Annotated in this window: 17 protein-coding genes; 16 read left to right on the plus strand and 1 reads right to left on the minus strand. The window is 73.9% G+C overall.

What is annotated here, in order from left to right; all coding sequences use genetic code 11:
* The 4 genes from CYJ76_RS13080 to CYJ76_RS06510 form a co-directional block, all read left to right on the plus strand.
* The coding region (locus CYJ76_RS13080; RefSeq protein ID WP_101849590.1) for an acetate--CoA ligase family protein at positions 1–2,025 on the plus strand (2,025 nt) is incomplete at its 5' end.
* A 47-nt stretch (positions 2,026–2,072) separates the two neighbouring features.
* Complete coding sequence (locus tag CYJ76_RS06500; RefSeq protein ID WP_070703275.1) at positions 2,073–2,684, plus strand: DUF5998 family protein; 612 nt, start codon at positions 2,073–2,075, stop codon at positions 2,682–2,684.
* Between the two features lie 8 nt (positions 2,685–2,692).
* Entirely contained in the window at positions 2,693–3,922 is a 1,230-nt protein-coding gene (locus CYJ76_RS06505; protein ID WP_180802233.1) for an alkaline phosphatase family protein, read from the plus strand.
* A 3-nt stretch (positions 3,923–3,925) separates the two neighbouring features.
* A complete protein-coding gene (locus tag CYJ76_RS06510) occupies positions 3,926–4,609 on the plus strand; it encodes a thymidine kinase (protein WP_070705678.1) in 684 nt (227 codons plus the stop codon).
* A gap of 36 nt (positions 4,610–4,645) precedes the next feature.
* On the opposite strand, the gene sepH is transcribed toward CYJ76_RS06510, so the two are convergent.
* Positions 4,646–5,647, minus strand: coding sequence for a septation protein SepH (gene sepH, locus CYJ76_RS06515; RefSeq protein ID WP_180802234.1), 1,002 nt, complete (start codon positions 5,645–5,647; stop codon positions 4,646–4,648).
* 146 nt (positions 5,648–5,793) lie between these two features.
* On the opposite strand from sepH, the gene CYJ76_RS06520 reads away from it, so the two are divergent.
* The 12 genes from CYJ76_RS06520 to dxs all read left to right on the plus strand — a co-directional run bounded on the left by CYJ76_RS06520 (position 5,794) and on the right by dxs (position 20,112).
* A complete protein-coding gene (locus CYJ76_RS06520; protein ID WP_101849593.1) occupies positions 5,794–6,429 on the plus strand; it encodes a trimeric intracellular cation channel family protein in 636 nt (211 codons plus the stop codon).
* Complete coding sequence (locus tag CYJ76_RS06525; protein WP_101849594.1) at positions 6,426–7,577, plus strand: ferrochelatase; 1,152 nt, start codon at positions 6,426–6,428, stop codon at positions 7,575–7,577. Before CYJ76_RS06520 ends, CYJ76_RS06525 begins: the two co-directional genes overlap by 4 nt.
* Positions 7,570–8,466 (plus strand): inositol monophosphatase family protein, encoded by an 897-nt coding sequence (locus CYJ76_RS06530; protein ID WP_101849595.1) that lies wholly within the window; start codon positions 7,570–7,572, stop codon positions 8,464–8,466. The genes CYJ76_RS06525 and CYJ76_RS06530 overlap by 8 nt, the downstream gene beginning before the upstream one ends.
* Positions 8,467–8,581: 115 nt before the next feature.
* The gene (locus CYJ76_RS06535) at positions 8,582–8,878 is read left to right on the plus strand and encodes a DUF4193 domain-containing protein (RefSeq protein ID WP_070705421.1); all 297 of its coding nucleotides are present in this window, start codon (positions 8,582–8,584) and stop codon (positions 8,876–8,878) included.
* 7 nt (positions 8,879–8,885) lie between these two features.
* On the plus strand, positions 8,886–9,332 hold the full coding sequence (dut, locus tag CYJ76_RS06540; RefSeq protein ID WP_070705420.1) for a dUTP diphosphatase: 447 nt from the start codon (positions 8,886–8,888) through the stop codon (positions 9,330–9,332).
* Positions 9,333–9,376: 44 nt separating this feature from the next.
* On the plus strand, positions 9,377–10,273 hold the full coding sequence (locus CYJ76_RS06545; protein WP_101849596.1) for a DUF3710 domain-containing protein: 897 nt from the start codon (positions 9,377–9,379) through the stop codon (positions 10,271–10,273).
* Positions 10,273–11,010 carry a DUF3159 domain-containing protein gene (locus CYJ76_RS06550; protein WP_101849597.1) on the plus strand — a complete coding sequence of 246 codons (738 nt, stop codon included), beginning with the start codon at positions 10,273–10,275 and terminating at the stop codon, positions 11,008–11,010. Before CYJ76_RS06545 ends, CYJ76_RS06550 begins: the two co-directional genes overlap by 1 nt.
* 64 nt (positions 11,011–11,074) lie before the next feature.
* The gene (locus CYJ76_RS06555) at positions 11,075–12,337 is read left to right on the plus strand and encodes a class I SAM-dependent RNA methyltransferase (RefSeq protein WP_101849598.1); all 1,263 of its coding nucleotides are present in this window, start codon (positions 11,075–11,077) and stop codon (positions 12,335–12,337) included.
* A 253-nt stretch (positions 12,338–12,590) separates the two neighbouring features.
* Positions 12,591–15,416: an aconitate hydratase gene (locus tag CYJ76_RS06560; protein WP_070704473.1), complete on the plus strand. Its 2,826-nt coding sequence runs from the start codon at positions 12,591–12,593 to the stop codon at positions 15,414–15,416.
* Between the two features lie 180 nt (positions 15,417–15,596).
* Entirely contained in the window at positions 15,597–17,753 is a 2,157-nt protein-coding gene (locus tag CYJ76_RS06565; protein ID WP_101849599.1) for an acyltransferase family protein, read from the plus strand.
* A 94-nt stretch (positions 17,754–17,847) separates the two neighbouring features.
* On the plus strand, positions 17,848–18,231 hold the full coding sequence (locus CYJ76_RS06570) for a hypothetical protein (RefSeq protein ID WP_070704371.1): 384 nt from the start codon (positions 17,848–17,850) through the stop codon (positions 18,229–18,231).
* Positions 18,232–18,264: 33 nt separating this feature from the next.
* Positions 18,265–20,112 carry a 1-deoxy-D-xylulose-5-phosphate synthase gene (dxs, locus tag CYJ76_RS06575; RefSeq protein ID WP_101849600.1) on the plus strand — a complete coding sequence of 616 codons (1,848 nt, stop codon included), beginning with the start codon at positions 18,265–18,267 and terminating at the stop codon, positions 20,110–20,112.
* Positions 20,113–20,357 lie beyond the last annotated feature (245 nt).

Consider the following 20,357-nt stretch of genomic DNA (forward strand, 5'->3'; position numbering starts at 1 on the left):
TTCACCGAGGCCGGTTACGAGGTGGCCCACCGCTTCGAGGACGGCGTCATCGCGGTGTCCTTCGAGATCCAGCCCAACGAGACCTCCCGCACCGTCCGCGAGGCCCGCGAGCAGCGCGCCGAGTCCCGCTCGGTGGCCCGCGTGCTGCGCCCGGAGTCGGTGGTGATGATCGGCGTCTCGCGGCGCGAGGGCACCATCGGGCACAAGGTGCTCGAGGAGATCGTGGCCGGCGGGTACACCGGGCGCCTGGAGGTGGTGCACCCCGAGGTGCCCGAGCTGCTGGGCATCACCACCACGCCCAGCGTGCGAGAGGTCGAGGGCCCGGTGGACCTGGCGATCGTCGCCCTGCCGGCCGAGAAGGTGCACGAGGTGGTGGCCGACTGCGCCGCCATCGGGGTGCGCTCAGTGCTCGTGGTCTCGGCCGGGTTCGCCGAGGCCGGCGAGGAGGGGGCGCGGCGCCAGCGCGAGCTGCTGCGGCTGGTGCACTGGCACGGCATGCGTCTGGTGGGCCCCAACTCCTACGGGCTGAGCAACTCCGCGCAGGAAGTCTCGCTCAACGCCACGCTGGGCGCGCCGTCCGTGCGGGGGCGGTTCGGGCTCTTCGCCCAGTCCGGTGCGCTGGGCGTCTCGGTGACGCAGATGGCGCGGCAGCGCGGCGTGGGCCTGTCCACCTTCGTCTCGGCGGGCAACCGTGCGGACGTCTCGGGCAACGACCTCATGCAGTACTGGATCGACGACGAGGACACCGCCGCGGTGGGGCTCTACCTGGAGACCCTGGGCAACGCCCGCAAGTTCTTCCGCATCTCGCAGCGGCTGGCCGCGCGCAAGCCGGTCATCGTCATCAAGTCCGGCACCTCGGGCTACGGCGTGCCGCCGGGGCACCTCATCCGCCGCAGCCAGGCCAGCCCGGAGGCGCTGGACGCGATGCTGCGCCAGAGCGGCGTGATCCGCGTGAGCAACCTGCACCAGATGTTCAACGTGGCCCAGCTGGCGCTGCACCAGCCGCTGCCGGAGGGGCGTGGCGTGGCCATCGTGGGCAACTCCAGCTCGCTGGCCGCCCTGGCCGCCGACGCGTGCGTGGGCTGGGGGCTGGAGATGGCCCGCGAGCCCGCCTCGCTCGCGCACGACGCCTCGATGGAGGAGGTGGCCGCCGCGCTGGAGGAGGCCTTCGCCGACCCGTCCGTGCACGCGGTGCTCGCGGTGTTCATCCCGCCGCTGGTGGGCGACGGCACGGACCTGGCCCGCACGGTGGGCCGGGTGGCCCTCGACCAGGACAAGCCCTGCCTGACCACGATGACGGGCATGGACGGCGTCGACGAGACCCTCTCGGCCACCAAGGACACCCCGGAGGGTCCCGTCACCGAGGTGGTGCCGGCGTACATGACCCCCGAGGACGCGGTGCGGGCGCTCAACGCCGTGGAGCGCTACGCCGCCTGGCGCCGCTCCTCGCGGGGCACCCTGGTGCAGCCCGAGGGGGTCACCTGGCAGTCGCTGGACGCCGCGCAGGAGGTGGCCGGCGACGCGCTGCGCTCGGCCCCGGCCGGCCGGGAGCTGCGCCCCGAGGAGCTCGAGGACCTGCTGTCCGCCGTGGGCATCGAGCACGACCCGGCGGCCCCCGGGGAGCCGGCCGCGGGCTGGCCGGGCGAGGTGGTGCCGCTGGTGGTGGAGGCGGTGGAGGACCCGCTCTTCGGTCCGGTGGTCTTGCTGCGCTTCCACGGGCGCACCGCCGAGCTGCTCGGCACCCCCTCCTACCGGGTGCCGCCGCTCACCGACGCCGACGTGCACGACCTCGTGGACTCCCTGCAGGGCAGCCGCCTGCTCACCGCGCGCGGCGTGGACCGGGCCGCCCTGGAGGACCTGCTGGCGCGCGTGGCCGTGCTGGCCGACGCGGTACCCGAGCTCGCCGAGCTGCAGTTGAGCCCGGTGGAGGTGCGGGCCGACGGGGTGGTGGTGCACGGCGCCCGGGCCACGGTGCGCCGCCCCAAGGTGCGCCAGGACGCGGGGCGTCGCAGCATCTCCCGTTGAGGCCGCCCAGCGGGAGGTCGTCGGTGCCGGGTGGCAGGATGACCCCCATGCTTGGACGCCTCCACGAGTCGCACGACCCCCAGGTGCCCGCGGACTCCCTGCCGCAGGACCTGGCCGACGACATCGAGGCGGCCGGCTACTACCCGGCCCTCGTGGCCGACGTGGTGGCCACCGCCGTGGCGGGCCAGGAGGTGCAGGCCCACCTGGTGCACCAGGAGGCCACCTTCGACACCGACACCGTGCGGCGCCACCTCACGGTGCTCGTCCTCACGCCCGGGCGGCTGGTCATCGCGCACGCCGACGACCGCGAGGCAGAGCACGTGGAGTCCGCGCCGGTGGCCATGGCCACCACCGAGACGGTGCCGCTGAGCCGTCTGCGCGGCGTGGTGCTCTCGCACGTCATGGCCAACCCGGAGGACTACCGGCCGGGCAGCCTGGGCCGGGAGGTCACGCTGACCCTCGGATGGGGTGCGATCAGCCGCCTGGACCTCGTGCCGGCCGGCTGCGCCGACCCGCAGTGCGAGGGCGACCACGGCTACGAGGGCACGGTGGCCGGTGACGACATCTCGCTGCGCGTCAGCGGGGAGGTCTCCGGGGCCCAGGCGGTGCAGGAGGCGCTGGACTTCGCCCGCGCCGTGCAGGCCAACCTGGGGCGCTGAGGTCCGGCGTGAGCACGCACCCGCTGCTGGACATCGAGTCCGTCGACCCCGCCCTGGGCTACGCGCCGGGCGGCCTGGCCTCCCTCTTCGCGAGCCTCGGCGCCTCTCTGGGCGTCGACCTGCCGGACCTGCCCGTCCGCGAGCTGCCGCCGGCCCACGGCGTGGTGAGCGTGCTGCTGGACGGCCTGGGCTGGACCACGCTGGAGCGCTACGCCGGGCACGCACCCTTCCTGCGCTCGCTGCTGCAGGACCCGCAGGTGAGCACCCCGGCGGTCTGCGGCTTCCCCAGCACCACCGCCGTCTCCCTGGCCACGCACGCCACCGGCGTGCCGCCGGCGGTGCACGGCCACGTGGGCTACGCGGTGCGCGACCCGCGCACCTCCACGGTGTTCAACCACCTCTCGTGGAAGGACGGACCGGACCCGCTGGCCTGGCAGACCCAGCCCACCCTCTTCGGCCGCCTGGCCGATGCCGGGGTGCGCGTGGTGCGCGTGGGACAGAAGAAGTTCGCCACCTCGGCCCTCACCCGGGCCGCCCAGCGCGGGGGCACCTACCTGCCCGCGGACGGGCTGGGTGCCTGGACCGCCGCCGGGCTCGACCTCGCGCGCCGCTCCAGCCGCAGCGAGCCGACGGCGGCCTACCTGTACTGGCCGGTGCTCGACCAGATCGGCCACGCCCAGGGGCCCGGCTCGGTGGACTGGACCGGCGCCCTGGAGGAGGTGGACGCCGCCCTGCGCGAGCTCGTGGAGGGCCTGCCGCCGGGGGTCCACTTCTCGCTGACCGCCGACCACGGCATGCTCGGCATCGACCCGGCCGGGGCCCTGCGCACCGACGACCCGCAGCACGCCCACCTCGTGGAGGGGGTGGCCGCGGTGGCCGGTGACCCGCGCTGTCGCTTCCTGTACCTGCCCCGGGCCGACGAGTCCCCCGAGGGACGCCAGGGTGAGCCGGACCGGGCCCAGCAGGCCGAGCTCGTGGACGCCTGGCGCGAGGCCGCCGGGGACGGCGCGCTCGTGGTGACCCGTGCCGAGGCGGTGGCCTCGGGCTGGTTCGGCCCCGGCACCACCGCGGAGAACCTGTCCCGCATCGGCGACGTGCTCGTGGTGGCCCGGGACGACCGCTTCCTGGCCTTCGTGCCGGGGCCGGACAGCACCGGCCAGATGTCGCTCAAGGGCTGGCACGGCGGTCTGCACCGCGAGGAGCTGCTGGTGCCCGACGTGCTCCTGCCGGCTCGGTGACCCGTGGCTGAGCTCGCCTTCTTCACCGGCACCATGGACTGCGGCAAGTCCACCCTGGCGCTGCAGATGGACCACAACCACCGGGCCCGTGGCCGCCACGGTCTGGTGTTCACCTCCCACGACCGCGCCGGGGAGGCCACCGTCAGCTCCCGTCTGGGCCTGCAGCGCGAGGCCCTCGAGGTGCACGACCAGCTCGACTTCTTCGCGATGGTGGTGGCCGAGGCCACCAAGGGCCGCCCGGTGCACTACCTCATCTGCGACGAGGCGCAGTTCTACAGCGCCGCGCAGGTGGAGCAGCTGGCGCGCCTCGTGGACGAGCTGGAGGTGGACGTCTTCGCGTTCGGCATCACCGCCGACTTCCGCGCCCAGCTGTTCCCCGGCAGCAAGCGCCTGCTGGAGCTCGCCGACCGCACCCACCTGCTGCAGGTGGAGGCCCTGTGCTGGTGCGGCCGCCGCGCCACGCACAACGCCCGCGTGGTGGACGGGCACATGGTCACCGACGGCGACCAGGTGGCCGTGGGCGACGTCGGCGGCTCGGACGCGCCCACGCCGCAGGTGGAGTACGAGGTGCTCTGCCGTCGCCACTTCATGCGGCGTATGACCTCGCACGTGGCACGGGTCTCCTCGCCCGAGGGGGAGCTGCTGCCCTTCGACCTCGACGTGTGCGCGGTGCCCCCGCCTCGCTGAGCAGGACGGGGGCACCGCGACGGGCGGGCGAGGGGCTCAGCCCTTGGAGCCGCCGAACATGATGTCGTCCCAGCTGGGCACCGACGGGCGCCCACGGCGCTTCTGCGAGCGCTGCCGCGGGGCCAGGGGTGCCTCGCGCTCCTGCGGCTCCTCGACCGGCTCGGGCACCGCGGCCCCACCGGTGCGGGTGGGCTCCTGCGGGGCCGGCTCGTCGGCGGCGTCGTGCTCGGGGGCGCTCTCCGGCGACTGGGCGCGGCGGTGGTCCCCGGAGACGTCGGTCGCCTGGTCGGCTTCATCGGCGTGCTCGTCGCCGGCCTGCTCGCCCTCCTGCCCACGGGACGTGCCGGGGGCCGTCGGCAGCGGGCCCCCCGCCTCGCCGCGGGTGGTGCGGGCGTGGCTCACCGGCTCGTGCCCGACGCCCGGCGCGGCCGGGGCCTCCTGGGCCGCGGCCGGGGCGTCGTCCTCGAAGCCGTCCTCCTCGGCGGTGCTCAGCCACCGGGCCTCGTCGTCCTGCGGGGTCAGGGCCGAGGTCATGGGGTCGAAGTGCCACACCGCGGTGCGGGTGCGCCCGCCGGCCTCGAAGGACAGGCTCACGGCCCACGGGGTGCCGTCCTGGCGCCAGGCGTCCCACCACGCGTCGTCCGGGCGCAGGCCGCGCATCACCAGACGCTCCTTGACGCGCTTCTCCAGGGTGGGGGAGGAACCCCGCCCGAAGGAGGGCAGGAAGGCCCCCCGGGCCAGACCCGCCACGTGGCCGCGCTCGGCGAGGATGGGCGCCTCGTAGCGGCCGATCTTGTCCGTGCTCCACCCGGAGGCCTCGGCCACCTCCTCGGTGCTCGCACCGGCGCGGATCATGGCCTGCACCTCGCGCGGCGTCACGGCCACCTCCGGGGCGGCCGACACGGCGTGCTCGGGACGGCGGCGCAGGGCGGTGGTGAGCGCCGGGGTGACGGCCACCGTGTACCGGGTGCCCGCGGCGTCCTGCAGCAGCAGGTGGTCCTCGGAGTCATCGACCCCGAGGAAGGTGAGCTCGTCCATCGGCAACTCCTCGCATCGGTCCCGCCACCTGCGGCGGTGGGCTCTCGTCGGTGTCCCGCGGCCACGACGTGCGGCGGGGCTCCATCGCACCATGCCACGGGCCCGGGCGTCGCGTCGGGTACCACGCCGCGGCCTAGGATGACGCGGTGACCCCCTTCGAACCGGCCCTCGCGCTCGCGCTGGACCTCGTGGGGGTCTTCGCGTTCGCGGTCTCCGGCGCGCTGGTGGCGGTGCGGCGCGGCCTCGACCTCGTGGGCGTGCTCGTGCTCGCCTGGCTCACCGGGCTCGGGGGCGGCACCATCCGCGACGTCCTCATCGGGGCCGTCCCGCCGATGGGGGTCTCGGACTGGCGCATGATCACCGCCGCCGTGCTCGGCGGCCTGGTCACCTTCGCCCTGCACACCGGCATGCACCGGGTGCAGCGCCCCATCCGGCTGCTCGACGCCCTGGGGCTGGCCTTCTTCTGCGTCTCGGGGACGCTCGTGGCCACGCGCGCGGAGGTGGGCCCGGTGACCGCCGTCATCGTGGGCACCGTCTCGGCGGTGGGCGGCGGGGTGCTGCGCGACGTGGTGGCCGGCCAGGTGCCCGAGCTGCTGCGCCGCGAGCTCTACGCCCTGCCCGCGCTGCTGGGCGCCACGCTCACGGCGCTGGCCCACGAGCACGGCCTGGTGTCCCCGCAGACCGTGTGGCCCATCATCGGGGTCGTGTTCGGAATCCGCATCGCCAGCATCGTGTTCGACTGGCACCTGCCCCAGGCCCTGACGACAGGAGACGCCCGATGACCGACTCGCCCCTCGCGCCGTACGACGCGGTGCTGCTCACCAGCTTCGGTGGCCCGGAGGCCCCCGAGGAGGTGCTGCCCTTCCTGCGCCGCGTGACCGCCGGCCGCGGCATCCCCGACGAGCGCCTCGAGGAGGTGGGTGCGCACTACCACCACTTCGGCGGACGCAGCCCCATCAACGACCAGAACCGCGCCCTGCTGGCCGCCCTCGAGGCCGAGCTCGCCCGCCGCGAGGTGGAGGTGCCGGTGCTCTGGGGCAACCGCAACAGCGCGCCCTTCCTGTCCGACGTCGTGGCCGAGGCCTCGGCCGCGGGCCACCGCCGCCTGCTGGCGCTGACCACCAGCGCTTACTCCAGCTACTCCAGCTGCCGGCAGTACCGGGAGAACCTCGCGCAGGCCGTGGTCGACCACCACGACGCCGGGGGAGCGCCGGTGCGCATCGACAAGGTGCGCCCCTACGTCCACGCCCCGGGCTTCTCGGCCACCAACGCCCACCTGGTGACCGAGGCCGTCCGAGGCCTGCTCGCCGAGCACCGCCCCGAGCAGGTGGCCGTGGTGATGGTGACCCACTCCATCCCGGTGGCCATGGACGAGACCTCCGGCCCGGGCGACAGCGACGGCGAGGTGTACCAGCGCCAGCACGAGCAGCTCACCGGCGCGATCGAGGACGAGCTGGAGGCCACCTTCGGCGCCGTGCTGCGCACCGACCTCGTGTACTGCTCGCGCTCCGGCGCCCCGCACCACCCGTGGCTGGAGCCGGACGTCAACGACCACCTGGAGGCGCTCGCCGGCGAGGGCTTCACCGCGGTGGCGGTGGCCCCCATCGGGTTCGTGAGCGACCACATGGAGGTGGTCTACGACCTCGACGTGGAGGCCACTGCCACCGCCGCCGAGCACGGCCTGTCGATGGTGCGCGTGCCCACCGTGGGCACCGACCGGCAGTTCGTCTCCGGGCTGGTGGACCTGCTGCTGGAGCGGGCCGCCGAGACCCGCGGCGAGGCGGTGGAGCACCGCCAGTGGCCGCCCTCGCCGGCCATGCCCTCGCAGTGCGCGCCGGGGTGCTGCCCCAACCTGCGCGAGGCGCTGCCGGCGCTGTGCGGCGACCCGGCTGAGCAGCCCGCCTGGTACCGGGAGCAGGCCGATGGCTGAGCAGCCCACCGTCACCTTCGGCGCCGTGCCCGCCGGTGCCGGTGACCTGCCGGTGCCCGGTGCCGGGACGATCGCCTCGCTGCGCGCCCTGGCCGCCCGCCTGGCCCGCGAGGCCGGCGAACGGCTGCTGGCCGGGAGGCCGGACACCGTCGAGGTGGCCGACACCAAGTCCTCGGCCACCGACGTGGTGACCGCGGCCGACCGGGCCAGTGAGCAGTGGCTCCGCGAGCAGCTGGCCGCAGCGCGCCCGGACGACGCGGTGCTGGGGGAGGAGTACGGCGCCGAGGGGGCAGCGGGTGCGTCGGGCCTCACGTGGGTGGTGGACCCCGTCGACGGCACCGTGAACTACCTCTACGGCCTGCCGGCCTGGGGGGTCTCGGTGGCGTGCGTGGTGGGCGACCCGCGCACGCCGGGCGCCTGGCGCACCGTGGCCGGTGCCGTGGGCGCCCCGGTCTGGGGCGAGCTCTTCCACGCCGGCCTCGGGCAGGGGGCGGTGCTGCAGGGCCCCGACGGGCGCGAGCGGTCCTTGGCGGTCACCTCTCTGGAGGACCCGGGCCGCGCCCTGGTGGGCACCGGGTTCGGGTACGACGCCGGGCGCCGCCGCGAGCAGGGTCGGGTGGCCGCCGCGCTGCTGCCGCAGGTGCGCGACCTGCGCCGCATGGGCTCGGCCGCCCTCGACCTGTGCTGCGTGGCCGCCGGCCGCCTGGACGCCTACTACGAGAAGGGCACGCAGGTGTGGGACCACGCCGCCGGGGTGCTCGTGGTGAGCGAGGCCGGGGGCGTCGTCGGCGGCCTGGGAGGTGCCCCGCTGGGGGACCCCGTGGTGGTGGCCGGCGGGCCGTCGGTGGGCCGCTGGCTGCACGACGAGCTGGTGCGGCTGGAGGCGTGATCCGGCGCGGGAATCACCGCGCCGGCAACGGTGTTGCAAAATCCCCGCGGATGGTGCACTCTCCGCGCGTGCTGCGCCGGCCCGGCGCGGTGTCCCTTACTTCCAGGAGATGGCTGTGGCGACCGATTACGACGCTCCGCGCAAGAACGACGACGACATCGAGGCCGACTCGATCGAGGAGTTGAAGAACCGCCGCGGCGACACCACCTCCGGCAACGTCGACGTCGACGAGACCGAGCAGGCCGAGGGCTTCGAGCTGCCCGGCGCCGACCTCTCCTCCGAGGAGCTGTCGGTGCGCGTGCTGCCCACGCAGACCGACGAATTCACCTGCTCCTCCTGCTTCCTGGTGCACCACCGCAGCCAGCTGGCCGCCGAGAAGAACGGCCAGCTGGTCTGCTCGGAGTGCGCCTGAGAGCACGATGACCCCCTCGCTGCGCGTCGCCCGCCTCACGCCGTCGGCCACGCTGCCCACCCGGGCGCACGCCGACGACGCGGGTGCGGACCTGTACGCCAGCGAGGAGGTCACCCTGGCCCCCGGCGAGCGGGCCCTCGTGGGCACCGGCATCGCGGTGGCCCTGGAACCGGGCACGGTGGGCCTGGTCCACCCCCGTTCCGGGCTGGCCGCACGCCACGGCATCACCGTGGTGAACGCGCCGGGCACCATCGACGCCGGCTACCGCGGGGAGGTCCGCGTGTGCCTGCTGAACACCGACCGGACCGCACCCTTTACGGTGGGTGTCGGGGACCGCATCGCCCAGCTGCTCGTGCAGCGGGTGGAGCTCCCCGCCATCGAGGAGGTCGAGGACGTGGCGCTGTTGGGCACCACCGAGCGCGGCACCGGCGGACACGGGTCCACCGGACGCTGAGCACCTGGCACCACCCGCCGCACCGACGAGGAGACACCTAAGGCATGGCACTGTTCAAGCGGTCCCGCACCCAGCCCGACCACCAGGCCCCGGCCGGGTCCGTGCGTGGCTCCGACCTGACCGACGACGAGCTGCGGGAGCTCGGCCTCTCCGCCGACGAGGTGGACCGGATGGGCGGCCTGGAGGGCATCGTGGCCGCGGTCGAGCCCGCGTCCGAGACCGCCGCGGCCGAGGAGCTCCCCGACGAGGCCGCCGAGATGGAGCCCGAGCAGCGCGACATGCTGCGCGCCGAGTCCGAGGAGGCCGCCGCGCTGGGCCTGCCGCGCCCCGAGGGCCTGCGCGCCACCGGCCCGTACGACTCCACCGAGGTGCCCTCGCCCCGCAACCGCGTGGACATGGGCTCGATCTGGGTGCCCGGCGTGGGCGGCATGCAGATGCGCCTGGAGTCCGACCGCGCCACCGGCGCCGTCACGGCGGTGAACGTCCTCGTGGGCGACTCCAACCTGCAGCTCCAGGCCTACGCCGCCCCGCTGAGCGGCGGGCTGTGGGAGGACATCCGCTCCGGCCTCGTGGAGGGCCTGGAGCGCTCCGGCAGCCACGGCGCCGTGGTGGACGGCCCGCTGGGCCCGGAGATCCACGCGCGCATGCCGCGCACCGGCCAGCTCGGTGACGGCCAGGGGGAGGCCAGGACCGCGCCGGTGCGCTTCGTGGGCGTGGACGGCCCCGGCTGGTTCCTGCGCGGCGTCATCTCCGGCCCGGCCGCGGTGGACCGCGAGAAGGCCGGCCTCATGTACGCCCTGCTCAAGGCCACCGTGGTGCACCGCGACGAGGTCCCGCGCGAGCCGCGCTCGCTGCTGCCCCTGCACCTGCCCTCGGACAACCCGGAGAACGGCTCGATGGCGGCGCGCAGCCAGCCCCGCCCGGGCACCGGTCCGGCCTGATGGCCACCCCCGCCGGCGCGGCCGGCGACGGCAGCGCACCCTCCGCGCCGCGCTCCGAGGCGGCCGCCGCCGAGACGGTCGAGCACGTCATCCGCCACCGGCTCGCCGAGGCCCTCGGCGGGTGGCGCGGATCGCTCGAGGCCGCCCTGCCCACCGTGGCCTTCGTGACCTGGTGGCTGCTGCGGCACGACGTGCGCGGCGCCGTCATCGCCTCGGTGGTGGTGCTCGGCGTGCTCGCCGTGGCCCGGTTCGCCGCAGGCGGCACCCTGCGCTACCTCGGGGCGTCGGTCTTCGCCACGGCCCTGGCGGCCTTCTTCGCCCTCCGCTCGGGGGAGGCCCAGGACGCCTTCCTGCCCGGCATCCTCATGTCGGCCGCGTGGTGCGTCCTCACGCTGGTCTCGGTCCTGGTGCGGTGGCCGGTGGTCGGCTTCCTCGTGGCCCTGGGCGACCCGCAGTTCGAGACCGACCCCACCGGCTGGCGCCGCTCGCGCGCCATGGTGAGGGTGTGCTCCCGACTCACCTGGGCGCTCGTGGCGCTCTACGCGGTGCGCGTGGCCGTGATGCTGCCCATGTACCTGGCCGGGAACGTGGCGGCGCTGGGCGTGGCCAAGATCGTCATGGGCTGGCCGCTGTACCTCGTGGCCGTCGGGGCGATGGTGGCGATGCTGGCCACCGGCCGCACCGCCGTGGACGCCCCGTTGGAGGCCGAGGCCGAGCAGCTCGCCCGCGAGGGCTGAGCGCTCCCGCCGGCACGGCCCCGGGGCCGGGCCGGGTCGAGGCGTCCCACCTAGACTCCGGCCCATGAGCCGCCGGAACCGCACGTCCCCCGAGCCGCAGGACCTCGTCGGCACGAGTGCGGTGGTGGAGGTGGGGGAGTTCGCCCACGGCGGCCACTGCGTGGCCCGCACCGCCGAGGGACAGGTCGTCTTCGTGCGGCACGCGCTGCCCGGTGAGCAGGTGCGCCTCACCGTCACCGAGGGCGGCAGCACCAGCCGCTTCCTGCGTGCCGACGCCGTGGAGGTGCTCCGCGCCGCCCCCGGCCGTCGCGAGGCGCCGTGCCGGTGGGCCGGCCCCGGCGGGTGCGGTGGCTGCGACCTGCAGCACGCCACCCCCGGCACCCAGCTGCAGCTCAAGGCCCATGTGCTCTCCGAGCAACTGCGCCGCCTGGCCGGGCTGGAGCTGCCGGTGGAGGTGCGTCCCCTGGCGGTGCCGGGCGTCGCCCCGGGCACGCGCTGGCGCACCCGGGTGGAGTTCGCCACCGACCCCGAGGGCGTGCCGGGCCTGCGCGCCCACCGCAGCCACGACGTGCTGCCGGTGGACGACTGCCTCATCGCGACCTCCGGGGTGGTGGGTGCAGCGGGACTCGGCACCCCGCGCCCGCGGGGCGTCCGCGCCGTCGATGCCGTGGACCCGGCCCTCTCGGAGCCGGTCGCCGTGGAGCTCGGGCACCGCGGCCGCGTGCTCGGGCAGGAACCCGAGGTCACCGAACGCACCGTCGCCCCCGACGGCCGCGAGCTGCCGGTGCGCCTGGGGGCGCGCGGCTTCTGGCAGGCGCACCCGGCGGCGGTGCCCACCTTCGTGGAGCACGTGCTGGCCGAGCTGGCCCCGCAGCCGGGGGAGCGGGCCTGGGACCTCTACTGCGGGTCGGGTGCCTTCACCGTGCCGCTCGCGCTGGCGGTGGGCGAGGCCGGTGCCGTGCTCGGCGTGGAGGGGTACGAGCCCGCCGTCGACGCCTGCGCGGCCGCCCTGGAGGAGCACGCCCCGGGCACCCCGGCCGACCTGCTCGTCGGGGACGTGGCGCGCTCGCTGTCCGGCTGGGAGGGCCAGGCCCCCGACCTCGTGGTGCTCGACCCGCCGCGCGCCGGGGCCGGGAGGGCGGTCATGGACGCGGTCGCCGCCAGCGGCGCCTCCCGCATCGCGTACGTGGCGTGCGACCCGGCGGCGCTCGGGCGCGACCTGGGCACCGCCCGCACCCTGGGGCTGCAGGTGGAGAAGGTGGTCGGATTCGACGCCTTCGGCAACACCCACCACGTCGAGGCGATCGCCACGCTCCGCCGCCCCTGACTCGCGGCGGGCACGGCACCCGGCCCACCGAGGGCCGGGATCGGCGACGGGCGGGCCTCTGATATTCTCTTGACGTCAAGATAAAAAAGTTCCAGGTCATCCGCCCCCGCTGCTGCACGCAGGTCCACCTCGGTGGACCGGGCGTTCCGGAGGTCACAGAATGGATGACGACGGCAGGGCGCCGGTTCGCGGCGCGCTGCACCACCACCACGGCCACCCGGCGCCCCTGCGCGCGGGCGGCACGACGAAGGGAATGGTTGTGAGCGACAGCTTCGGAGCCAAGTCGACCCTGAAGGTCGGCGACAACGAGTACGCGATCCACCGCATCAAGGACGTCGAGGGCCTCGAGGGCGCCGCGACCCTGCCCTACAGCCTCAAGGTGCTGCTCGAGAACCTCGTGCGCACCGAGGACGGTGAGAACATCACCGCCGAGCACATCAAGGCCATCGCCGACTGGGACGAGAACGCCGAGCCCAGCGTCGAGATCCAGTTCACCCCGGCCCGCGTGATCATGCAGGACTTCACCGGTGTGCCCTGCATCGTCGACCTCGCCACCATGCGCGAGGCCGTGGCCGAGCTCGGTGGTGACGCCGACCGCATCAACCCGCTCGCCCCGGCCGAGATGGTCATCGACCACTCCGTCATCATCGACGTGTTCGGCCGCCCCGACGCCTTCGAGAAGAACGTCGAGATCGAGTACGAGCGCAACCAGGAGCGCTACCAGTTCCTGCGCTGGGGCCAGACCGCCTTCGACGACTTCAAGGTCGTTCCCCCGGGCACCGGCATCGTCCACCAGGTGAACATCGAGCACCTGGCCCGCGTCGCCATGACCCGTGAGGTCGACGGCGAGCTCACCGCCTACCCGGACACCTGCGTCGGCACCGACTCCCACACCACCATGGAGAACGGCATCGGCGTGCTCGGCTGGGGCGTCGGCGGCATCGAGGCCGAGGCCGCGATGCTGGGCCAGCCCATCTCCATGCTCATCCCGCGCGTGGTGGGCTTCAAGCTCACCGGCGAGATCCCCGCCGGCGCCACCGCCACCGACGTGGTGCTCACCATCACCGAGATGCTCCGCGAGCACGGTGTGGTCGGCAAGTTCGTGGAGTTCTACGGCGAGGGCGTGGCCTCGGTGCCGCTGGCCAACCGCGCCACCATCGGCAACATGTCGCCGGAGTTCGGCTCCACCTGCGCCATCTTCCCGGTGGACGACATCACCCTGGACTACCTGCGCCTGACCGGTCGCTCCGACGAGCAGGTCGCCCTCGTGGAGGCCTACGCCAAGGAGCAGGGCCTCTGGCACGACCCCTCGGTGGAGCCCCGCTTCTCCGAGCGCCTCGAGCTGGACCTCTCCACCGTGGTGCCCTCCATCGCCGGCCCGAAGCGCCCGCAGGACCGCATCGAGCTGACCAAGGCCGCCGAGCAGTTCCGCGCCGACCTGCAGAACTACGTGGTCGAGGGCAACGAGGTCCAGGGCTCCGCCGTCGACAAGGAGCTCGCCGACTCGTTCCCGGCCTCCGACGCCCCCGCCCAGGACGCCTCCGAGGAAGCCACCGAGGCCGGCAAGCCGGTGCGCAGCGCCATCTCCACCAACGGTGGCCAGCGCCCGTCCAAGCCGGTCCGCGTGACCGTGGACGGCGAGACCTTCGAGATCGACCACGGCGCCGTGGCCATCGCCTCGATCACCTCGTGCACCAACACCTCCAACCCGTCGGTGATGATGGCCGCCGCGCTGCTGGCCAAGAACGCCGTCGAGAAGGGCCTCTCGGTGGCCCCGTGGGTGAAGACCTCCATGGCCCCCGGCTCGCAGGTCGTCACCGGCTACTACGACGCCGCCGGCATGTGGCCCTACCTGGAGAAGCTGGGCTACCACCTGGTCGGCTACGGCTGCACCACCTGCATCGGCAACTCCGGTCCGCTGACCGAGGAGATCAGCCAGGCCATCACCGAGAACGACCTCGCCGTCGTCTCCGTGCTCTCGGGCAACCGCAACTTCGAGGGCCGCATCAACCCCGACGTGAAGATGAACTACCTGGCCTCCCCGCCGCTGGTCATCGCGTACGCGCTCGCGGGCACCATGGACTTCGACTTCGAGTCCCAGCCGCTGGGCCAGGACGCCGAGGGCAAGGACGTCTTCCTCAAGGACATCTGGCCGTCCCCCGAGGAGGTGGAGGCCACCATCAAGGAGGCCATCACCAAGGACCTGTTCGTCAAGGACTACGCCGACGTGTTCGCCGGTGACGAGCGCTGGCAGGGCCTGGAGACCCCCGAGGGCAGCACCTTCGAGTGGGACGGCGAGTCCACCTACGTGCGCAAGCCCCCGTACTTCGAGGGCATGTCCATGGAGCCCTCGGACGTGGCGGACGTCAAGGGCGCCCGCGTGCTGGCCCTGCTGGGTGACTCGGTGACCACCGACCACATCAGCCCGGCCGGTTCCATCAAGGGCGACAGCCCGGCCGGAAAGTACCTGGCCGAGCACGGCGTGGAGCGCAAGGACTTCAACTCCTACGGCTCGCGCCGCGGCAACCACGAGGTGATGGTGCGCGGCACCTTCGCCAACATCCGCCTGAAGAACCTGCTGCTGGACGGCGTGGAGGGCGGCTTCACCCGCAACTTCCTGGCCGGCGGCGAGCAGACCACCATCTTCGAGGCCTCGCAGGCCTACCAGGAGGCCGGCGTGCCGCTGGTGGTGCTGGCGGGCAAGGAGTACGGCTCCGGCTCCTCGCGCGACTGGGCCGCCAAGGGCACCCGCCTGCTGGGCGTCAAGGCCGTCATCGCCCAGAGCTACGAGCGCATCCACCGCTCCAACCTCATCGGCATGGGCGTGCTGCCGCTGCAGTTCCCCGAGGGCGAGTCCGCCGAGTCCCTGGGCCTGGACGGCACGGAGACCTTCGACATCGAGGGCATCGAGGCGTTCAACGCCGGTGAGCGCCCGAAGACGCTGAAGGTCACCGCCACGAAGGAGGGCGGCGAGTCCGTCTCCTTCGACGCCGTGGTGCGCATCGACACCCCCGGTGAGATGTCCTACTACCGCAACGACGGCATCCTGCAGTACGTGCTGCGCCAGCTCGCCGCCTGAGGCGGTGAACCGCTGAGGCGGTAGGAGTTCCACGGCGCCCGTCCCCGCACCCGGGGGCGGGCGCCGTGGTGTGCGTCGGTGCCGCAGGTCGTCGGTGGTGGGCGTTATCGTGTCGCCGGCGCGCGGCACGAGGCCGGCGCCGCGGAACGGTGGGGTGCAGCGCCCCCGGAGGAGGTGGCCGTGGGCCGGCAGCAGGGTCAGGCGCGGCGCGGCGCCCCCAAGGGGGAGACCCGTCCGGTGGCCGGCATGGGCTCCGGCGCCGCCGACTCCGGCCGCATCCAGGGCCTCGACGGCCTGCGCGCCCTGGCCGTGGGGCTGGTCGTGCTCTTCCACCTGTGGCCCGGCACCGTGCGGGGCGGCTTCCTCGGGGTCGACGTCTTCTTCGTGATCTCCGGCTTCCTCATCACCACGCTGCTGCTGCGCGAGGTGCGGCGCAACGGGTACATGAACATGCCCACCTTCTGGATGCGCCGCATCCGCCGGCTGGTCCCGGCCCTGGTGCTGCTGCTGCTGGTGTGCACCGCACTGGTGCTGGTGGTGGACCTCACCCGGGGAGGGGACCTGCGGGTGGGGCTCGGCCGGCAGGTGCTCGGCGGCCTGACCTTCAGCACCAACTGGGTGGAGATCTCCCACGGCACCTCGTACTTCGACCAGAACCAGCCCGTGCTCTACAAGCCGCTGTGGTCGCTCTCGGTGGAGGAGCAGTTCTACCTGTTCTGGCCACCCGCTCTGGCGCTGCTCATCGCCCTCACCGGCCGCTGGCGCGAGCGCATGGCCGTGGTCTCGGTGGTGGGTGTGCTCTCGGCGGTGTGGATGGCGGTGCTGTACGTCACCGCCCCCGACGTGACCCGCCCCTACTACGGCACCGACTCCCACCTCTTCGGCCTCATGGCCGGGGTGATGGTGTCCTTCCTGTGGATGTCGCGGCGCAGCGTGCTGCGAGGGGCCGCTTGGCGCCGGTGGCGCGGGCCGGCGGGCGTGGGCTCGCTGGCGGGCGTGCTGCTGCTGGCCCTGGCGATGCCGGAGGACCGTGCGGTGACCTACACCGGCGGGCTGTTCCTGGTGTCCCTGCTCACCGCGGTGGTCATCGCCGCCCTGCTGCCGGGCCGCACCGCCCTGCACCGGGTGCTCGAGCTGCGCCCGATGGAGTGGGTGGGGGAGCGCTCCTACGGCCTGTACCTCTGGCACTGGCCGGTGCTGCTGCTGCTCGAGGCCGCGCTGCCGGCGCAGACCCCGGGCTCGCTGGGTTCGTTCCTGACCCGGCTGCTGGCGCTGGCGCTGGCGGTGGCAGCCACCGAGGCCAGCTACCGCTGGGTGGAGACCCCCGTGCGGCGGATGGGCTTCCGGGCCTGGGCGCTGCAGGCGGTGGAGGCCGTGCGGGGCCCCGCCGAGCGGGGGCGTCCGGTGCCCCGTGGGGCACGCCCGGCGCGACGCGGCGCCGTCCCGGGTGTCCGTGCCCGCGGCGCGCTGCGCCCACCGGTGCCGGCCCGCGTGACCGCAGGAGCGGCCGTGGTGGCCCTGCTCATGGGCGGTGTGGCGGTGGCCACGGCCCCGGAGAAGACCGAGACCCAGCTGGCCATCGAGGCCGGCGAGAAGGAGCTGGCCGAGATGCCCGGGGCCCAGGTGGGTCCCGACGGCGAGGTCGTCGTGCCCGGCGACCCCACCGGCCCGGACACCTCCCCGGCCCCGGGTGCCTCGCCCTCGCCGACCGGGGAGCCGGACGCCTCGCCCTCGCCCGACGCGTCGTCGTCGCCCGCCGCCTCGCCCTCGTCGACCCCGTCGCCCGAGCCGGGGGAGTCCACGGCGCCCACGGGGAAGGGCTCCGACTGGTACGTCCCGAAGGGCAACCAGGTCTCGGTCTTCGGTGACTCGTTGGTGGTCACCAGCCTCCACGGGTTCAAGGAGGAGTTCCCCGGGCTGGCCGTCGACGCCAAGTCCAACCGCCAGTGGCCCGAGGGGCAGTCGGTGATCCGTGCCCACCTGCGCGCCGGAGACGTGCGCGACTCGGTGGTCATCGCCTTCGGCACCAACGCCGGCGTGCGCGACCAGAAGGTGGTGCGCGACACCCTCGACGACCTGGGCCCCGAGCGCCAGGTGGTGCTGGTGAACCTCTTCGGCAAGTCCACGTGGATCGACGAGTCCAACGACAACCTGCGGCAGATCGCCGAGGACTACCCCAACGTGGCCGTGGCCGACTGGCACGCGCTGGTCTCGCAGCACCCCGAGTGGCTGCAGAGCGATGGCGTGCACCCCGGCATCGAGGGTGGTTTCGCCTACGGCGCGATGGTGCGCGACACCTTCGCCGCGCAGGCGGGGGAGAAGGACTCGGGCGACTGACCGGCGGTGGCGGGTACCGGGACGGCAGGTGCATGAGTACTCCTGTCGCAGGCGCGGTTGGCGCATCGGTACGCCTGTTCCATAGACTGCGGGTATGGCACCTGCCCGCGACCCGCGCTCCGGCCCGCCCGGCTGGCCGGCTCCAGTGCGCCCCGTGGACGCCCCCGGGTGGCGCGATGACGCGGTGGCCTGGCTGCTGGACCTCTGCCCGGCGGACTTCCGCGCCTACGACGGCTGGCGCCGCCACCCGGTGATGCTGGCGTGGATCGCCGAGCGCCACGTGGCCGGGCAGGTGGAGGTGCTGCGCCAGGCGTGGCGCGACGTGCGGCTGCAGGTGGGGGTGCACGTGCCGCCGGAGGCCCTGCCCTCGCTCATGGAGCACATGGCCGCCGAGGGGCGCCGCCTGGCCGAGGCGCGCCGGGGCGCCGAGCTGCTCAGCGAGGCGCTCCGCGGTGAACGCTGGGTGCCGCGCCTCTAGACTGGGCCCTTCGCACGACGGAACGGACTTTGCGTGAGCACGTTGGACCAGATCGGCAACCCCGACGACCTCAAGGCCCTGGCAGCCGACCGGCTGCCGGGTCTGGCTGCGGAGATCCGCAGTCGCCTCATCCAGAGCGTCTCGCGCGCCGGGGGGCACCTGGGGCCGAATCTCGGCGTGGTGGAACTGACCATCGCCCTGCACCGCGTGTTCGACTCGCCGGCCGAGCCCATCGTGTTCGACACCGGCCACCAGAGCTACGTGCACAAGATGCTCACCGGCCGCACCGACTTCAGCACGCTGCGCCAGGCCGGCGGGCTGAGTGGCTACCCGAGCCGCGCCGAGTCCGAGCACGACGTGGTGGAGAACTCCCACGCCTCCACCTCGCTCAGCTGGGCGCACGGCATCGCGGTGGGGCGGCGCCTGCGCGGCGAGGAGGGCGCCACCGTGGCCGTCATCGGTGACGGCGCGCTCACCGGTGGCATGGCCTGGGAGGCGCTCAACAACATCGCCGCGGACAAGACCCTGCCGCTGGTGGTGGTGGTCAACGACAACGAGCGTTCCTACGCGCCCACCCTGGGCGGCATGGCCGAGCACCTGGCCCACCTGCGCACCCAGCGCCGCTACGAGCAGGCCCTCAGCTGGACCAAGAGGAGCGTGCAGAGCACCCCCGTGGTGGGGCGTCCGGTGTTCGAGGCGCTGCACGGTCTCAAGAAGGGCGTCAAGGACGTGCTGGCCCCGCAGGGCCTCTTCGAGGACCTCGGCATCAAGTACATCGGCCCGGTGGACGGCCACGACCTGCCGGACGTGGAGAACGCCCTGCGCCTGGCCAAGCGCTACGGCGGCCCGGTGATCGTGCACGTCATCACCCAGAAGGGGCGCGGTTACGACCCGGCCACCAACGACGAGGCCGACCGCTTCCACGCCGTGGGCAAGATCAATCCCGAGACCGGGCTGCCGCTGGAGATCGCCGGCCGGGCGTGGACCGAGGAGTTCTCCGAGGAGCTCGTCGACATCGCCGCCGAGCGCGAGGACGTGGTGGCGCTGACGGCCGCCATGCTCATCCCGGTGGGCCTGGAGCCGATGCAGGCGCGCTTCCCCGAGCGCGTCTTCGACGTGGGCATCGCCGAGCAGCACGCGGTCACCATGGCCGCAGGGCTCTCCCGCGCCGGGCTGCACCCGGTGGTGGCCATCTACTCCACCTTCCTCAACCGTGCCTTCGACCAGCTGCTCATGGACTGCGCGCTGCACCGCCAGGGCGTCACCTTCGTGCTCGACCGCGCGGGGGTCACCGGCTCGGACGGGCCCAGCCACAACGGCATGTGGGACCACTCGCTGCTGTCCATCGTGCCCGGGCTGCACCTGGCCGCCCCGCGCGACGGCGTGCGCGTACGCCGGGCCCTGCGCGATGCCGTGGAGGTCACCGACGCGCCCACCGTGCTGCGCTTTCCCAAGGGCAGCGTGCCCGAGCCGGTGGAGGCGGTGGCGCACCGCGACGGCGTGGACGTGCTCACGCAGGACGGTGACGGCGCGGTGGACGAGCTGGTGGTGGCCATCGGGGCCATGGCGCCGGTCGCCCTCGACCTGGCCGAGCGCCTGCGCGCCGCGGGCCGCACGGTCCGTGTGGTGGACCCGCTGTGGGTGCTGCCGCTCTCCGACGGACTGCGGGCCGAGGTGGAGCGCGCCGGTGGCCGGGTCTCGGTGGTCGAGGACGCCCTCGTGGTCGGCGGCCTGGGCTCACGCGTGGCTGCCGAGTTCCCCGAGCGCACCGTGCGCGCCTTCGGCATCCCGCAGCGCTTCCTCGACCACGCCTCGCGTGGGCAGATCCTCACCGAGATCGGGCTGGACGCCGACGGCATCGCCGCCGAGCTGCTGGGCTGAGTGGGCGGGCGTCCGGCCGCCCCGGGGCACGCCGGGCAGCACGAGGGCCGGTACCCACCGCGGAGGCCGGCCCTCGTGCTCCGCCGAGTGATCCAGGGAGCTTGATCGATCAGAGTTTGCACATCGTGGCCCTTCCTTGCGAAGAGATGTCGCGATCGCCGCCTCTTCCAGGTACAGCGAACTTGCTGTGCATCGGAGCGCCAAGCACAGCTGCACCTCGCGCCGTCTCAGGCATCAGGTGCAGA

The sequence above is a fragment of the Kytococcus schroeteri genome, assembly GCF_002847825.1.
In the GTDB taxonomy this organism is placed as follows: Bacteria; Actinomycetota; Actinomycetes; order Actinomycetales; family Dermatophilaceae; genus Kytococcus; species Kytococcus schroeteri.

Coding starts and splice junctions, on each gene's coding strand:
- CYJ76_RS06500 (WP_070703275.1), top strand. CDS start 2,073: ATGCTTGGACGCCTCCACGAGTCGCACGACCCCCAGGTGCCCGCGGAC.
- sepH (WP_180802234.1), bottom strand. CDS start 5,647: ATGGACGAGCTCACCTTCCTCGGGGTCGATGACTCCGAGGACCACCTG.
- CYJ76_RS06525 (WP_101849594.1), top strand. CDS start 6,426: ATGACCGACTCGCCCCTCGCGCCGTACGACGCGGTGCTGCTCACCAGC.
- CYJ76_RS06530 (WP_101849595.1), top strand. CDS start 7,570: ATGGCTGAGCAGCCCACCGTCACCTTCGGCGCCGTGCCCGCCGGTGCC.
- dut (WP_070705420.1), top strand. CDS start 8,886: ATGACCCCCTCGCTGCGCGTCGCCCGCCTCACGCCGTCGGCCACGCTG.
- CYJ76_RS06545 (WP_101849596.1), top strand. CDS start 9,377: ATGGCACTGTTCAAGCGGTCCCGCACCCAGCCCGACCACCAGGCCCCG.
- CYJ76_RS06550 (WP_101849597.1), top strand. CDS start 10,273: ATGGCCACCCCCGCCGGCGCGGCCGGCGACGGCAGCGCACCCTCCGCG.
- CYJ76_RS06555 (WP_101849598.1), top strand. CDS start 11,075: ATGAGCCGCCGGAACCGCACGTCCCCCGAGCCGCAGGACCTCGTCGGC.
- CYJ76_RS06560 (WP_070704473.1), top strand. CDS start 12,591: ATGGTTGTGAGCGACAGCTTCGGAGCCAAGTCGACCCTGAAGGTCGGC.
- CYJ76_RS06570 (WP_070704371.1), top strand. CDS start 17,848: ATGGCACCTGCCCGCGACCCGCGCTCCGGCCCGCCCGGCTGGCCGGCT.